This is a genomic window from Lentzea nigeriaca (assembly GCF_016907955.1).
Taxonomy (GTDB): Bacteria; Actinomycetota; Actinomycetes; order Mycobacteriales; family Pseudonocardiaceae; genus Lentzea; species Lentzea nigeriaca.
Genome location: NZ_JAFBCX010000001.1, coordinates 1,212,251 through 1,226,161 on the forward strand (window position 1 = coordinate 1,212,251; position 13,911 = coordinate 1,226,161).

Below are 13,911 nucleotides of genomic sequence, written 5' to 3' on the forward strand. Positions count from 1 at the left end.
TCCTCCAGAGGTCACTGGTTGTACTCGCCGGGCCGGTAGCGGGCCAGGTTGCCGGGATCGGACATCCACTCGACGGTCTTTCTCAGACCTTCCTCGCGGCTGTGGCGCGGGTGCCAGCCGGTGCGGTCGGTCAGCTTCGTCGCGTCGCACACCAGTCGCATGACCTCGGAGTCCTTGGGGCGGATGCGTTGTGTGTCCTCGTCGATGACGGCGTCGGCGCCCATCACCCGCGCGATGTCGCCCGCGAGGGTGCCGATCGACACCTCTGTCCCGGTGCCGGCGTTGAAGACCTCACCGATCACGGCCGACGCCGGCGCGGTACCCACTGCGATGAACGCCTCCGCCGTGTCGGTCACGTAGGTGAAGTCCCTGGTGGGCGTCAGCGCGCCGAGCTTGATCCGGTGTGCTCCCGCCGCGAGCTGGGTGATCACCGCCGGGATGACGGCGCGCGCCGACTGCCGCGGCCCGAAGGTGTTGAACGGCCGGAGCGTGACAGCGGGTACCTCGAAGCTCAGGTGGTAGGACTCGACCAGCGTGTCGGCCGCGATCTTCGACGACGCGTACGGCGACTGCGCCTGCAACGGGTGCTGCTCGCTGATCGGGACCGTCTTGGCGGTGCCGTAGGTCTCGCTGGTCGAGGTGTGCACCAGGCGCGAGGTCCGGCAGGCGCGCACGGCTTCGAGCACGTGCAGCGTGCCGATCGTGTTGGTGTCCACAAAGGACCTCGGAGCGGCGTAGGAGTACGGCACCGAGCCCAGCGCGGCCAGGTGGTAGACGACTTCGGCGCCCTCCACCACGCGCAGAACCGACGCGGGGTCCCGCACGTCGCCGAAGACCACGTCGACCTGTGCCCGGATGTCGTCGTCGAGCGTGTCCAGCCAGCCACGTGAGCTGAACATGTTGTAGAGAACCATGGCGCGGACCCGATGCCCGCGCCGCACGAGCGCCTCGACCAGGTGTGAGCCGATGAAGCCCTCGGCGCCGGTGACTGCGACAAGACCCGCCATGAACCGATCCTTTCTCTGTTCAGTGCCCTACCCGTGCCGGATCGCCTTGCCCAGGACGGCCACGGCGTACAACGTGAGGAACAGCAGCAGCCCACCGGTGGCGACGAGCTGGGCGGGAACGCCGAACCCGCGGCCGGTGAACTCCGCGGCGAACGCGGCCCCGCACGCGACCAGGGGCACCAGCCGGCAGCCCATCGTCTGCAGCAGCAGTGCCAGGAACATCGCACCGCCGAGCGCCAGGTAGGCCACGACCTGAGGCGCTGATGTCCATTTCGGATCGACGAGCTCGAGTGCCGTCGCCCCCGCCACGACCGCGGCGACGAGCACGACGGTGGCGGTCAGGTACTGGGCGAGCGCGGCCAGCAGGATCAACGTGGACCGGCGGCGGAACCGGCCGATGTGGCCGGTGCCGCGAAGCAGCCTCGCGCAGCGGCGGCGGTACCAGTACAACGTCCACTCGGCGGCGCCCATGCTCAGCGACAGGGGTATCGCGGCCAGCAGTGCACCGGGGTTGACGCCCGATCCGCCGGCACCCCAGCCCGGCACCACCGGGAAAGCGATCAGCAGCGCCGCGAGAAGACCGAACAACGCACTCGGCAACGCGGCCAGCACCTCGTTGCCGGACAACGCCTTCCGTTCGCCACCGCGAGTCAGCCACAACGCGAGCGCGGCGCCCAGCAGCGGCGTCGCGGCCAGCGCGCACGCCGTCGCCAGCGCGAGTCCGGACGGCTTGCCCAGTACCAGGAACCCGGCGCCTGCCAGGCATCCGGGTGCGAGGACGACCAGCATCAGCCGTTCGGCCCGCAGCACCATCAGCACCGTCGCGCTCAGCAGGTACAGCCCTTGGCCGACAGCGAAAGCCAGCGCCGGCGGCCGCGCGGAGGCGATCGTCCCCGCCACGCAGACCGCTCCCGCGGCCCCGGCGAGCAGGACGAGCATCCCCCAGCGCAGCACGTGTCTGGTGCCGGCGTCGTCGCCTCGGCCGAGTCGCAGGTAACCCAGGTAGGCCAGTCCCTGGCTGGCCGACCAGGACGCCAGCATGGACACCAGCAGTACGGTGATCGCACCGGGACCGCCGAGAAGGCCGGTCGCCGCGGGGAAGCACACCGCGGGCAGGCTGTAGAGGAGGCCGTGCAGTGCGGGGTGGCCGAAGCCCTGTCGCCACGGGTCCGGGGGGCTTTCCGGTTCGGTCGGCCGCACGGGCACGCGCCGGTGCATCTCCTCGGCGAGCGCGAACACGTCCGGGAAGCCGTACTTCGCTTGCACGGCTTGGTCGTTGAGCCCGTCGAACTCCAGCGACGCGGCGATCTCCAGTGGATCGGTCGCCGACCGGCACACCTCGGCGAGCCGCTCGCACAGTTCGTCGACACCGTCCGGAGCGGGGACGGCGAGCGGGGCGTCCAGCAACGCGCCGGTGACTTCCGGCTGCTGCAGGCCCGACAGGGTTCCGGCGCTCATCGGCCGTCTCCGTCCGGACCACCGGGGATGAGCCCGGCGGCGACGCGCACGTAGAGGTCGTCGAAGGTTTCGACCGCCTGGTCCACGGTGAAGTACTGGAGCGCCCTGCTGCGGGCCGTGGCGCCCAGCCGCCTGCGCAGCTCCGCGTCCCGCAGCAGGACCAGACACGCGTCGGAAAGCGCTTCGGGGTTGCGAGGTGGCACCACGAGCCCGGTGTCGGCGATCGCCTCGCTCACCCCGCCGACATCGGTCGCCACGCAGGGACGCCCGCAGGCCATCGCCTCGATCACGCTGTAGGGGAAGCCTTCCGAAAGGCTGGAGAGCACCACGACGTGGCCTGCTTCGTAGGCGTCGCGGATGTTCTCGACCCGGCCTTCGAACGTGGTGGCCTCGCCGACGCCGAGTTCGGACGCGAGTTCCCTGCACTGCTGCAGATAGCCTTCGCGGCCACCGGGTGGCGAGCCGAACAGGCGCAGCCGCGCTCCCGGCAGGGCCTCATGCACCAGCGCGAACGCGCGGATCAGCGTCTCCAGGTCCTTGATCGGATCGATGCGCCCGACCCAGGAGATCGTGGGCACCGCCGGTTCCTCGTCGAAGGCAGGGAAATCGGCCGGGTTCACTCCGTTGTAGACGGTCTTGACGGACTCGGCACGTGCGCCGAGCCGCCGTTCCCACCGGGTGTTGTAGACGTTTCCCGGCGTGATCAGGGCCGCCTCGCGGTAGCCCAGTGCGCACAGGTGGTGGAGGAAACGCAGGTACAGCGCCTTGACCGGCCACCGGTACGGCCCCCTGCGGGCGTGCAGGTACTGCTCGCGCAGGTAGATGCCGTGCTCGGTGACGATCATCGGACGGCCGTGCCGCCACTTGACGGTCAGCGCGGGCAGCACGCCGAGGCCGTTGGTCACCGCGTGCACCACGTCCGCCGGAGCCGGTGGATGCGACAGCGCCCGCAGCGAGTGGTCGAGCAGCTGCAGCGCGGTCAGCATGTCGTGCAGGCTGGGCCGGCTCGGAGCACCGTCCGGCCAGCGCTCCCGCCACCGGTGCGCGAACTCGGTGAACGCCTCCTCCGTCGCGAACGCGCCGCTGAGGCTTTCCTCCTGCGCGTACTCGAACAACTCCCGCAGCACCAGGCCGAAGCGTGCGGGTGCCTCCGGGGAGTCGTCCATCAACGCGCCGACGAGCTCGGCGACCAGCGGCGTGAACCGGCGCCGCCCGGCCCGGCCAGGCTTGCGCCCGGCCGGACCGGTACCCCACAAAGGCACGCTGACGACCGAGGCGACGTTCGCCGGAAGCTCCCACGCCGGCCGTTCGGCCCCGGTGGCGACCAGCGCCACCACGTGGAAGTCGTGCTCCGGCATGCCGCGGACCAGTTGGTCGCACCACACGCTCACCCCGCCGAACTGGTGGGGATAGGTGCCCTCGGTCATCATCGCGATCTTCATCGTCAACCCGCCTCGCGGTCCGCTAGGGCGACGTCGGGAACGGCGTGGACGGCAACGTGAACTTCGCCCCTGCCGTGCCCAGCGTCGTGTAGTCGGATCGCTGACCGGCGTACGGGCTGCCGAAGGTCGAGTTGCCGAGCTTCGTCTGGTTCGGCACGGTCATCGGCACCTGGGTGCCCGCGGGACCGGTGACGACGACGGTGTTGCCCTGGATGTAACCCGAGACCGCACCGGCGTTCTGCGTGTTGGCCCAGGCGTTCTGTGCTGCCAGCGCCTGCCCTTCCTGCGTCATCGTCGCGTTCACGACCGGCGTGTTCGCGTTGTAGACGCCCCGATAGGCGCTGAGCACACCGCTCATCACCTGGTAGGCCAGCCGGTCCTGCACCAGGTTGCTCTGGTGCATGTAGAACGGCCGCGGGTCGTTCTGCAGCACGTATCCGAGCGTGATCTGGATCTGTTGCGGCAGGATGTAAGAGCCCCAGCCGGTGTTGCGGTCCAGCGGCGCGATGCAGCTCGTCGTCGGGTTGTTCTCGCAGATCCCGCTGCCGCCGTTGGCTTGTGAGGTGTAGAGCCAGTTGTACTCCGAGACCTCGTCCGCCTCTTTCGCGACGTTGTAGAACACGTTGATCGGATGCCGTGGCAGACCGGCGGCCGCGCCGACGGAGCGCAGGTTCGGCTCGCGTGAGGCGTCCAGCCCGACCCACTTGATCCCGTTGGGACCGAGCGCCGCGGTGAAGTTCGGGTTGTCCAGCGGCTGCTGCGGCAGGATGAACGTGCCGGAGTGCTCGCCGGCCACCAACTCACCGCCGCGCACCGGGATGCCGTTCTGCCTCGCCCACGAGACGTTGTTCTTGATCTCGCCGTTGATCGTGGCGCTGCTGACCCAGACGGTGTTGCCGGCCGCGTCGGTGCTGCACCGCCACGGGATCACCGTGAAGTCCTGCACGCAGCCGAGGAACGGGTGCGTGTAGGTGTGGTTGACCCAGCGGAAGCGGTTGGGGCCGGAGAGCTGGAACGACGTCAGCAGCGGGTCGAGCAGGCCGCCGTTGTCCTGGATGTACTGCGCCGACGCCCCGCCGTTGTACAGCAGGTCGAGCGTGAAGTTGTTCTGCTGCTGCCACTGCGCGGCGTAGTTGACGTCGGAGCCGGTCATCCGCACCGGTGTGGTTTCCGGGGTGCCGGGCGGGCAGGTTCCGTCGCCCGGGGTGCACTTGCCGATGTCGCTCCAGATCGCGTCGTAGCTGAACACGTCGTCGATGTGGACGCTGAAGTAGTTGCGCCAGTATCCGAAGTGGACACCCTTGGTGACCCAGTCGATGATGCCGTGCGCGAGGTAGCGGAACTGGCCCTGGAAGTAGTTGTAGCCGAAGCTGATCTCCAGCTGCTGCCGGGTTCCGGTGGTGTAGACGCCGGCGAGCGTCGCCGTCGTGCTGGTGCCGGGAATCGTCGCGGTCAGCATGGGTGTGAACGACGACGTCGCGGTGTTCGGCAGCGGCTGGCCCAGGTAGCCGTACGAGGTGGGGCCGCCGGGAGTGCCGTCGAACTTGAAGGTTCCGCCGAGATAGCGGAACGCGTCCGATCGCGCCGCGCTGGTCACGGTGACCTTCGTGCCGTCGAGCGAACCCGCGTAGGTGGGCGTGTTCATGCCGACGTTCGGGGTCGGGTAGACGAAGCTGTCGACCTCACGGATCGCATACGACGTTTCGTAGGCGGTCAGCGCGGACCGCTCGTCGGAGGACAACGCCAAGGGGGAGTCGCTCGGCAGCACCACGCCCTGGAACTTCGCGTGCGGCGTGCCGTCGGCGAGGGTGTCGGCCAGGAACGAGCTCGTGATGGCCGGGCGCGCGCCGTCGTTGAGATCGACGACGGTCGCGGCGACACCTTCGGACGCCATCTGCTTGCGAATCGCCTCCACCCACGGCGTTCCGTCGGTGACCACGAGGACGTTCAGGTCGACGCGCGGCGGGCCCGCCGCGACGGCGCTGGGCGCCGTCGCCCCCAGCCCGCAGACGCACACTGCTGCCATGATCAGAGCGGTGGCGGGACGCCACCTTCTTGGATGTTTCACGCCAACCCCTCTGGGTCGTGGTCGAAGCCCGGCGAATGGACACGCAGGCCGAAACCGGTTGCTGCGACGCTAGGCCGCGCCGCGGCGGGACAACTCATCAAGCAGGACTACTGCGGTTACGACTTCTGACCGCTCGCCCGCGAAGCGGAGGGCGGCCGCATTCCCGACGACATCGCGATCCGGATCGCGTCGAGGCTGCTGCGCACACCGAGCTTGGTCAGGATCTTGTGGGTGTGCGTGCGCACCGTGTTGGTCGATACGCTCAGTTCGCGCGCGATCTCCGCGCGCCGCTTGCCTTCCACCATGCTGGCCAGCACTTCGCGCTCGCGGCGGCTCAGCGTGTCGAGTGGCCCGGTGCGCTCGCGCGCGCGGCGGACGTCGGCCCGCAGTGCCCGCAGCACCTCACCGAGATGAACCGCCGGGTAGCTGGCCTGCCCGAGACCGGCTGCGCGCAGGACACCGATGAGATGGTCGATCGTGCTTTCCTTGGGCACCCAGGCGATCACGCCCGCCCTGGCCGCGGTCACCGCGAGCTTGGTCTGCGTGCAGTCGGTGAGTGCGACGACGTGTCCGTCGGGAATCGCGCCGGCCAGTTCGTCGAGCAGCTGCGCGGGTTCCGCGCCGCAGTGTCCTATTTCGACGGTCACGACGTTCGGGCGGAGGGCGGCGATTCGCTCCAGCAGCAACGGATCGTGCACCGCCGCCCCGCCCACGACGCACACGCCCGGTGCCAGGGACAGCCGCGCGGCGAGCGCGTCCCGCAGCATCTGGTGGTCGTCGACGAGGAAGATCCGGGTCAGATCCGGCGCGTCGAGCCGCCTGACGGTTACCTCCACGCCGTTGTGGAAGTCATTGTGCGTTCGCATGGTCCCGCTCCCGATTCCTCGCTCCGGGGATACCGCGCCGCAGCAGTCGTTTCCGTTGTGCCAGCCCCTCGTAGAGGTCGTCGATCCTGGCCGCGACGGACGCGATGCCGTAACGGTCGATCACCTCGGACACCGCCTGCCTCGGACGCGGCCAGGCTTCGATCTCCTTCGCGATCTCGCCCCGCAACTCGGACACATCGTCCGGCACCTGCCGCGCCCGGTCGGTGGCGATCCCGTCCAGCGCGGGGCAGGCGGTGAACAGCGCCGGCATCCCGTTCGCCAGCGCCTCGAGCACCGACAGGCCGAACGTTTCCTGTGCGGAGGTGGAGACGTACAGGTCGAGCGCGGACAGCATCGCGACGCCGTCGGCCTGATAGCCCGCGAAGATCACGTGGCCGGCCACTCCGGCTTCGGCCGCGACCCCCTCCAGCCGTTCCCGGTCGGCACCCTGGCCGACGATCAGCATCTTGCGGTTTTCACCGAGCAGCGGGGCGGCGGCCCGGATCGCGATGTCGATCCGCTTCGCGGCGTCGAGGCGGCCCATGACGCCCAGCACGAACGCGTCCGGTGGAATCCCGAGGCGCTGCCGCGTTTCCACGCGCTTGGCCGGGTCGAACGCGAGCTCCCCGAACTCCAGCCCGTTGGGGATCGTGACGATCTTGCGTGTCCGCACGCCCCACTTGACCAGCCGTTGCCGGACCGTTTCCGACACCGCGACACTCACGTCGGAGAACAGGTCCGTCGCCAGGTACAGCGCCCGCACGCCCAGCGTCATGCGGCGGCGCTCGATGTGGGTCTCGCCGATCGAGTGCTCGCTCGTCACCACGACCGGGGTGCGTGCCAGCCAGGCCGCGGCCCGGCCGTAAACGCAGGCGCGGAAGAGGTGGACGTGCACGACGTCGAACCGTTCCGACCGCAGCAACCGGGCGAGCCGCAGCACCGCGGACAGCTGGGTGTTGCGCCGCATCCCGAGATCCCGCACGCGACCGCCGTCCGCCTGGATCATTCCGGCCACGGTGGCGGGGTTGTAGAGGGCGAGCACTTCGGCGTCGTGGCGGGTGTGCTGGAGCAGCATCCGGACCTGCAGCTCGGCGCCGCCCACGTCCAACCCGGTGATGATGTGCAGAACTCTCACTGTCGCTCTCCTTCGGATCGGCGCAGGACGGCCAGCGGTGTGGTGAGGGTGCGGACGAGGACGACCAGGTCCGTCCACAGTGACCAGTGCTCGACGTAGACGTTGTCGAAGCGGACGCGTTGGCGGATCGAGGTGTCACCGTGCAGCCCGTGCACCTGAGCCCAGCCGGTCAGTCCGCCTGGCAGCCGGTGCCGGTCCGCGTACCGGGGGATGGTGGCGGCGAAGCGGGCGGCGAAGTACGGCCGTTCCGGACGTGGTCCGACGAGCGACAGATCTCCGCGCAACACGCACCACAGCTGCGGCAGCTCGTCGAAATGGGTCGCGCGCAGCCACCACCGCAGCCGGCTCCCGGATTCCGGCACTGCCCAGCTCGTGTCCGGAGCCGGATCGTCGAGCGTGCGCAACTTCAGGATGGGCACGCACTCGCCGTCCCGGCTCAGCCGCATCTGGCGGAACAGCACCGGGCGGCCGTGCCGGACCAGCAGCGCGGCCGACAGAACCGCCAGCAACGGTGCGAGCAGGACCAGGAGCGCGGTGCCGACGACCAGATCGAAAGCCCGTTTGGTGACCGGATTTCCCGACGGCGCCCGGAGGGTGACGAGCGGGATTCCGTGGATCTCGTCCCGGTGCCGCGCGGGGATCGTCGTGCCCAGCTCGTACAGTCGTGGCACCAGGTGCACCCGCGCCGCCCGGCGAGCGCGCAGGATCGGCACGAGTTGGGCGTCGCTCACCGCGGGGAAGCAGACGATCACGTGCCGAACCTGGTACCGCGCCACCACCGCGGCCAGTTCGCCAGGCGCGCCGAGCAACGGCAGCCCGGCAGCCGGCCCTGGCGGGAGGTGGTCGACGAAACCGACCGGGCGCAGCCCGAATTCGGCATGGGCGCACAGGATGTCCGCGAGCTCGACGGCGAGCGTTCCGGTGCCGATGATCACCGTCGGCTCGGCCAGCCGGTGCCGGCGGCGGGCCGCGCGGAGCACCGCATAGCAAAGCGGCCTGACCACCACCGCCGCCGCGCTGGTGGCGACGACGAGTGCGATGTCCACCCAGGACCGCATCAGCACGGCGGGCACCGCCACCGCGAGCGCGATCCAGGGCAGTTCCTCACCGAATCGCGGACAGATCCGCACCCGTTGCGTTCCGGACGACCGCAGCACCGTGAGCACCGCGGCCGCGTACGCGATCGCAGTCCACTTCCACCCTGTCACGCCGGCCGCCACGAGCACGGCGACCGCGTCGCCTGCCGGGATCACCGCGGACGCGGCGCTGAACCTGCCCGAGGCGTGTACCGGTTCCCGCACGCCTTGCGCACGTGGGTGGGTGACGGCCGCCCTGGAGCTCATGCGAGTTCCCGCGCAACGGTGCGGGCCGCGTAGTCCGCGCCGTAGACGAACCGCATGACCGGCCCGAACGAGGCGGCCACCGCGGGTCCGGCGAAGAACAGGCCGGGCACGTTCGAGTGGAAACCCGGGCCCACCCACGGGGCGCCGTCGATCAGCCGCAGCCGTGCCCGCAGCCCCTGATCCAGGAACGACAACTGCCGCACGGCAGGCCGGTAGCCGGTGGCCGCGATGACGTGCTGGGTCTCCAGGTCCGTGAGGCCGTCCGGTGACGACACCCGAAGCCGCACCCCGCCGAAGACGGCCTGGCATCCGAGCACCGAACGTCCCAGCAGCACCGGGAACTCTCCTTCGGTCCGCGAACGCAGCCACCACGCGCCGGCCGGTCCGAGCGCGGTGCGTGCCCGGTTCACCCGCAGGCGCGAGGGAAGGCGGCGGTACAGCCGCGGGCGCGTCGAGTAGAACCAGGTGGACCAGCCCGATCCGAGCCCCGCTTCCGGTTCGCGCCAGCGCTGCAGCAGCGGGCGGTCGGGTGCGAGCGGCCGGCCGTTCCAGACCAGCCGGTCCGCGCGGGCGACCAGCCGCACGCTCGCGCCGTGCTCGTGCAGCAACGTCGCCGACTCCAGCGCGGACTGGCCCGCACCGACGACGATCACGTCCTTGCCGTGGAAGGCGCTCAGATCGGTGTGCGCGGAGCTGTGCGAGCACACGCTCTCTGGCAGTCCGGCGAATTCCCTTGGCAGATGGGCGAAGTACTGCACGCCAGGGGCGAAGACCACCTTGCCGGCGCGGACGAGGTCGCCCCCTTCGACGGCGAGCTCGAAGCGGTCTCCCGCGGGGCTGACCAGTTCGACGAGCCGCTCGTCGAGGTCGGGCGCGTGCGCGTGACGGAACCAATCGCCGTAGGCGATGAAGGTGTCAAGCGGGACCGGGACACCGTAGTCGCCGTAGTCGCGACCGGTTTCGCGGCAGAACTCGCGCAGCGTGTGCTTGCCGTCCGGGTCGGACAGATTCGACGCGAACCCTTGCGACTTCAGGAACATCCCCTCGGGCATCGCGCTTCGCCACAGCTGCATCGGAACACCGAAGTGGCGGAATCGCACCCCGAGTGCCTGCAGGTGCGCGGCGATCGACAGGCCGTACGGCCCCGCGCCCACCACGGCGACGTCGGTATCGATCATCGGTTTCCCCTTTCCAAGTGGCTGTCTGCCCTGCCCCGCCGGTACCGCGGCGGCGCCGGTGTGCGGGACCTGCTTCCCGGCGGAAACGGCCGGCGCAGGACCCGCCAGCCCATGCGGACGCACATCAGCCCGAACGGCCGCAGGTCGTCGCGTGCGAACCACGCCAACTCGTCCACCTCGCGCAACGAACGCAGCCAGGCGCGCAGGTCCAGTTCGCCCCGCCGCCAGTACCCGGCGGCGGCGATCGGGTCGTAGTTCTCGACGAGGAAACCGCGGTCGACCGGCCGGCCCTGCGGGATCTCGCGGCCGGTGAGGTCCAGGTGCGCTGCCACCGCCACGTCCACCCCGGCGTCGTCGGTGAACAGCCGGAACTGCGCACCCAGGCGCGGGTTGAAGTCGAGCAGCTTGTACTCGCCGTCGCGCGGGTCGCGGCGCAGGTCGAGATCCATGATCCCGCGGTAGCCGACTCGCAGGAGCAGATCCCGCACACCCGCGGCGAGTTCGGCGTTCGGCTCCGCGCGGCCGAACGCGGTGAGCCCGGCGTGCGCCGGGTACGAGCGGCGCTTGCGACCGGTGAAGGCCGGGCGGCAGATCGAGCGCGCGTCGCAGTAGCCGTGGAAGAACCAGTCGGCGTCCGCACCGCCGGGCAGGTACTCCTGGAGCATCAAGGAGGTGCCACCGGCTCGGTCGAACAGCGCGCCGAGTTCCTCGCGCGTGTGCACGAGAGTGGTGCTTCGCTGCTGCCTGCCACGCCCGTGCCACGGCCGGACGAGCTTGACGATCACCGGAAAGCCCGCCGTGCTCAGGAATTCCGCGGCCTCGCCGAGTGACGATGCGAGGGTCGTCGCGGCACAGGGGACACCGAACCGGCGGCACAGCTCGTACAGCGCGTACTTGTCGGCGACCTGCCGGGGCAGGCCCGGATCGAGCTTCGGGAACAGGAACGCCTCGCGCAGTTCTGCTTCGTGCTCGGCGACGAACAGCGCACCCGCGTCGTCGGTGGGCAGCAACACGCTCCGGCGTCCGATCCGGTCGGCGAGCCGCAGCAGGCCGAGCAGTACCCGGTCCGCGTCCTCGGTGCCGGGCCGCCACACCCAGCCGCCCCGCAGGTACCGCGACGCACCGGCCGGGGTGAACCGCTCCTCCTGCACCGCGTAGACCGCGACGCCGAGGCGTCCCAGGCTCCGGATCACGCCCAGCCCGCCGTGGTGGAACACGTTCGCGTCGAGCTTGAGCACGAGCGCGGGCGTGTCCCGGTCCAGTTCGGGTGGGCAGGGCTGCGGCATGAACGGCTCCTGGAGATCTGGTGTGGGAGGACAGTCACACGGCGGTCGGGCGAGGGCCTCGTTCAACCGGATGAGGTTTCCTATGCCCAACGCATGGGTTCGTGGACCGGGCCGCGGTCTCCGTCACCTCGGCGAGGCGTGCGAACGTCTCGCGCACGTCGAACTCCCGTCGCACCAGCTGGGCCCCGGCCCGGCCCTCCGCTTCGGCGCGGGCGGGATCGGCGAGCCGGCGGAGGATCTCCTGACCGATCGCCGCGGGGGCGACCGCCGCTCCGGTACCCGGCCGGACCACCTCGGCGAGCCCGTCGACGTCCGAGGCGACCACGGGCCGGCCACAGGCCAGCGCTTCGAGCGCGCTCAACGGCAGGCCTTCCCATCGCGACGGCTGCACGACCACGTCCGCCGCGTAGAGCCACGGACGTACGTCGCCGACCTCGCCGGCACAACGCACTCCCTGCACGTCGCGCGGCCACGTGCCGTCGAACGGACCGACCAGGACGAGCCGTGCGTCCGGGCGGAGGGCGAGCACCCGTGGCCATTCGGCGAGCAGCAGGTCCTGCCCCTTCTGGCGGCAGATGCGCCCGACACAGACCACCAGCGGCACCTCGGGCTCGACTCCGACTGTTGCGCGAGCGTGCTGTCTGGACATCCCGTCCGGGCGGAACCGCCTCAGGTCCACTCCGTTCCGGACGACGGCGAACCGGCCACCGATCCCCGACCGCCGCCCCAGCCGGGCTTCTCCCTCACCCACGCAGACGACGGTGCCGGTCCAGCGGGTCGCGAACCGCTCCCAGCCGAGCGCCAGGTGCGACAGCGCACCGGTCGTCGCGAGCCACGACCAGCCGTGCGGCTGGAACAGCGTCGGCAGCGCGCCGCGCAGTGCGATCCGGCCGGCGAGACCCGCCTTGGCACAGTGCAGGTGCACGACGTCGGGCCGGAAGACGCGGATCAGGCGCGCGAGCTGGAGGGTCTCCCGCACCGTCGCCGCGCCCAGATCTCGGGTCGCGGTCCAGGGCCGGAGTGGAACGCCTTGACGGGCAAGGGTGTCCGCGAGCCACCCGGTGCCGGGAGCCGCCACCGCCACTCGCCACGACCGGGCTCGCTGCTCGGCCACGGCAGCCGCGACGTAGGCGGCGGCACCACCGGTAGTGGGCTGGATGACGTGCAGGACGGCCACCACCGGTCTCAACCCGGTACGCCGAGCTCGAGCCGGGTCCGGCGCATCGCCAGTCCGTGGCGCAGCACCTTGGCCGTCAGGCGCAGGGTCTTGTCCCGATCGCCGACGTAGGTCCTGGGGATCGCGAACCTGCCGTCGAGGTCGGAGTGCGTGACCGCGCACGCGTAGTCGTATCCGGCGTCGCGGACCGCGGTGATCGTCTGCCCGTCCACCGCGCCGTACGGGTAGCAGAAACCCGTCACCGGGGCTTCGATGATCGATTCCAGAATCGTTCGGCTGCGCATTATTTCGGTCCAAATTTCGGAATCTCCGGCAGTCGGGAGGCGGGTATGCAGCATTCCGTGCGAACCCACCTCGTTACCCAGCGTGACAATGGTCCGAAGCGCTTTCGCGGTCATGAGCTTCTTTCGCGGGCCGTCGGAGTCCCATTCGTTGACGCCGCCGAGCCGGCCGGCGACCGCGAAAACCGTCCCGGTGAATCCGTACCACGACAGCGTCCGCGTGACGTGCTCGAGGAAATCCGCGTACCCGTCGTCGAAGGTCAGCCCCACCAGGCCGGCCGCGGCACCCTGACGATGCGCCTCCAGCAACTGCCGCATCGACACGCCACGCAGCCCGCGCCGCCACAACCAGCGCATCTGCTGGTCGAAGCGGGTCGGCCGGACCGTGATCCGGTACGGATCGGACCTGTACCGGTCCACCGAGTGGTACATCAACACCAGTGGCATGCCGGAATCGGAGGTTGTCACGTGATCTCCCGGTGCGGCTCGTGGTGGCCGCGCCGCGGCCAGCGTGGGCCGACGATAGAAGTCCGGACATCGTCGTGGTTCCTTCACGAGGATGAGGATTTCTAGACCCGCCGGGGGTCAAGGTGCCCGGTCGGTTGGGCCGAACGACCCTAGTAACGCAGAGCGACAAATCTGCGATTGACAGCTCGAAAGCACGCATGCA

The 13,911-nt window shown here is 70.2% G+C and carries 11 protein-coding genes; all 11 read right to left on the reverse strand.

Going from position 1 to position 13,911, the window contains the following annotated elements; all coding sequences use genetic code 11:
• Positions 1–11: 11 nt before the first annotated feature.
• The 11 genes from JOD27_RS04870 to JOD27_RS04920 all read right to left on the reverse strand — a co-directional run bounded on the left by JOD27_RS04870 (position 12) and on the right by JOD27_RS04920 (position 13,709).
• Positions 12–1,007 (reverse strand): GDP-mannose 4,6-dehydratase, encoded by a 996-nt coding sequence (locus tag JOD27_RS04870; protein ID WP_204760834.1) that lies wholly within the window; start codon positions 1,005–1,007, stop codon positions 12–14.
• 27 nt (positions 1,008–1,034) lie between these two features.
• Positions 1,035–2,465, reverse strand: a complete 1,431-nt coding sequence (locus JOD27_RS04875) for a hypothetical protein (RefSeq protein ID WP_204760835.1) — start codon at positions 2,463–2,465, stop codon at positions 1,035–1,037.
• The gene (gene pelF, locus JOD27_RS04880; RefSeq protein WP_204760836.1) at positions 2,462–3,907 is read right to left on the reverse strand and encodes a GT4 family glycosyltransferase PelF; all 1,446 of its coding nucleotides are present in this window, start codon (positions 3,905–3,907) and stop codon (positions 2,462–2,464) included. The genes JOD27_RS04875 and pelF overlap by 4 nt, the downstream gene beginning before the upstream one ends.
• 22 nt (positions 3,908–3,929) lie before the next feature.
• A complete protein-coding gene (locus JOD27_RS04885) occupies positions 3,930–5,933 on the reverse strand; it encodes a hypothetical protein (protein WP_204760837.1) in 2,004 nt (667 codons plus the stop codon).
• Positions 5,934–6,091: 158 nt separating this feature from the next.
• A complete protein-coding gene (locus tag JOD27_RS04890) occupies positions 6,092–6,841 on the reverse strand; it encodes a response regulator transcription factor (protein ID WP_204760838.1) in 750 nt (249 codons plus the stop codon).
• Positions 6,825–7,976, reverse strand: coding sequence for a glycosyltransferase (locus JOD27_RS04895; RefSeq protein ID WP_204760839.1), 1,152 nt, complete (start codon positions 7,974–7,976; stop codon positions 6,825–6,827). Before JOD27_RS04895 ends, JOD27_RS04890 begins: the two co-directional genes overlap by 17 nt.
• Positions 7,973–9,319: a sugar transferase gene (locus JOD27_RS04900; protein ID WP_204760840.1), complete on the reverse strand. Its 1,347-nt coding sequence runs from the start codon at positions 9,317–9,319 to the stop codon at positions 7,973–7,975. The genes JOD27_RS04895 and JOD27_RS04900 overlap by 4 nt, the downstream gene beginning before the upstream one ends.
• On the reverse strand, positions 9,316–10,497 hold the full coding sequence (locus tag JOD27_RS04905) for an NAD(P)-binding domain-containing protein (RefSeq protein WP_204760841.1): 1,182 nt from the start codon (positions 10,495–10,497) through the stop codon (positions 9,316–9,318). Before JOD27_RS04905 ends, JOD27_RS04900 begins: the two co-directional genes overlap by 4 nt.
• A complete protein-coding gene (locus tag JOD27_RS04910; RefSeq protein WP_204760842.1) occupies positions 10,494–11,783 on the reverse strand; it encodes a carboxylate--amine ligase in 1,290 nt (429 codons plus the stop codon). Before JOD27_RS04910 ends, JOD27_RS04905 begins: the two co-directional genes overlap by 4 nt.
• A gap of 34 nt (positions 11,784–11,817) precedes the next feature.
• A complete protein-coding gene (locus tag JOD27_RS04915; RefSeq protein ID WP_204760843.1) occupies positions 11,818–12,960 on the reverse strand; it encodes a glycosyltransferase in 1,143 nt (380 codons plus the stop codon).
• An 8-nt stretch (positions 12,961–12,968) separates the two neighbouring features.
• A complete protein-coding gene (locus JOD27_RS04920) occupies positions 12,969–13,709 on the reverse strand; it encodes a polysaccharide deacetylase family protein (RefSeq protein WP_307829897.1) in 741 nt (246 codons plus the stop codon).
• Positions 13,710–13,911: the final 202 nt, after the last annotated feature.